General features: G+C 57.4%; 2 protein-coding genes. Both read right to left on the bottom strand.

Annotated features, from left to right (window positions below; all coding sequences use genetic code 11):
• Window positions 1-830: transposase (locus FHT71_RS31110; protein WP_132595353.1), on the bottom strand; the 830-nt coding region annotated here is incomplete at its 3' end.
• Window positions 831-984: 154 nt separating this feature from the next.
• Window positions 985-1,942 (bottom strand): IS630 family transposase gene (locus FHT71_RS31105; RefSeq protein WP_132595359.1). Its coding sequence is split into 2 segments (ribosomal slippage): window positions 985-1,590 and window positions 1,592-1,942, totalling 957 coding nucleotides; the frame shifts between segments, so codons are not numbered across the junction.
• Window positions 1,943-2,198 lie beyond the last annotated feature (256 nt).

Raw genomic sequence — 2,198 nt, 5'->3', positions numbered from 1 at the left:
AGCTTGTCGCCAGCCGGCACCGCCTCGCCGGCCAGGACCCGCCGCTCGGTCTGGGCGATGATCCGTTCGATCAGCGGCTTATAGTGGCGGACTTGGGCCTGCCAGAGTTCGACCGCCGGGCCCGCCGCCAAGGGCAGCTGCGCCGCCGCCTGTTCGAGATAGTTCAAGGTGGTGCGCGTGATCCTGAGCAGCGCGCGATAGTGCTGAACTCGTTTCGGACGACCGCGGGTAAATTGGATCGCCCGGGATCGCTTCTTCGCCGCGCGGCAGTGATCGTGCCATGGGATGGCACGACCCTGTGCATCGGCCTGCTGCAACAGCCGCACCATCACTCGCACGCAGTCCCACAAAAGACTGCTGTCGCTCGGTTCGTGCATCAGCGCCGAAGTGACGGTGCTGTCGATGCGCACGACCTTGCCGCGTTCCACCTTGTCCTGCCGCGCGCTCGTCAACAGCACGCGATTGATCGCTTCAAAGGTTTCGGCCCGGATCGCGCTGATCGTCTTGTGCAAGACCGACTTCTTCGGGCTGCATCCCCATGGCAGCCGGGCAAAAGCACGGAATGAGGCGGAATCTTCCAGATGAAAGGCCAGCTCCTCATAACTCAACTGACGGTGTTGTTTGAGCAGGGCGCAACGCAGCACGGCCTCCGCCGGCAGGCCCTCGCGACCGGTCTCCTTGACGCCATGGCGGCGCAGGTCCTGCGCTACCAGCCCGAGCAGATCGCGATGCTCATCCAGCCATTGCGACATCGCCTTCAGTTCACGACCAATCTCGTGTTCGGCGAAAAGATCGAATATATTGGATTGGACGGTGCGTTCTTGGCGCATTGTCGGCTCCGGCGGTTGCGGGTTTGTCTTTAGAATCAATGGCTTGATCTAAAGTATACCTGAAACCGCCGGGCTTTGCCCGCGGAAATATCGCGATTCATCCAATAATTTCAGCGGTTTACCGTTTGTGGACGGACACTAGAGCTTCGTACGTTTAATCGAACCCATAGCCTGCGGCCGTGAAATAGTTTCGACATTCTTGGCTATTGAAGAGGTTGCAGATGGATCCGAGCGCATTTGAGAGTGCGTCAAACGTGCGAGCGGCGGCGGCTCTGAGATGCGCCTTAATTTTGGCGAAGGCCATTTCGATCGGGTTCAAATCTGGCGAATAAGACGGCAGAAACAGGAGCCACGCACCAACCTCCTTGAGGCAGGCTTTGGCTTTATCGCTCTTGTGAACGCGAAGATTGTCCAGGATGACGACATTGCCTGGTTCGAGTGTCGGTGCAAGCTGGGTCTCGATGTAGGTGTCGAAGATTTCCCGGTTCATCGGCCTGTCAACAATCCAGGGCGCGGTGAGACCGAAACAGCGCAAGCCTGCAATGAATGTCTGTGTCCCCCAGTGGCCAAAGGGCGCATCCGTGATGAGACGCTCGCCGCGCGGGGAGCGTCCGCGCAGTCTCACCATCTTTGTGTTCACCGAGGTTTCGTCCAAGAAAACAAGTCGATGCGGTTCAAATCGCATCCGGGGTTGGCGTTTCGCAATCCAGACATCACGATCGTTTCGGATATCAGCGCGAGCGCGTTCCGACGCCATTATCTGTTTTTTTATATGTGTATCCCTGCGTTATCAAAAACCGCGACAGGGAAGATGGTGGAATAACCAACCCATGTTCATCGTCAAGGCGACGGGCAAGCTCTGGCATAGTGATATCCGGTTTGCTTTCGACCTGTGCGACCAGGAAATCGCGAAACGCCGACAGTTTCCCTGCACCGGGTGGCCTTCCTTGACGCGCGGGGGTTATCAGCCCGGTCCGCTCCCGGCGTTGCAGCAGTTTGATCGCACTGCTGTCGCTGATTGCGAAATGACGGGCAGCGGCTCGCCGTGATTGGCCGCTAGCGACCATGGAAACAACGCGCTGACGAAGATCAACAGAATGAGATTTACCCATGTGATTCACCTCCAACCGCAGTGAATCACACCCATACCCTCGTGAAAACCCCAATCGATTCTCAATTCAAGTGCGATGCTCTAGCTAAAGACCTGCGCCAGATTCGTCGAGCTGTGCCGCCACCATCAAGGCGTGGATGGGCTCGACCCATTTCCAGATGTGCAGGCTGAAAAACGTCCGAACGGAGATGGCGCTACACGTGCTGGCCTACAACATCAAACGGATGATCAATATGATCGGCGCAAAAGCGCTTTTA

It is taken from the genome of Rhizobium sp. BK060, from assembly GCF_014193145.1.
Taxonomy (GTDB): domain Bacteria; phylum Pseudomonadota; class Alphaproteobacteria; order Rhizobiales; family Rhizobiaceae; genus Rhizobium.
The sequence above is the reverse complement of the archived record's forward strand: the minus strand, read 5'-3'. Positions and strand labels throughout refer to the sequence as shown.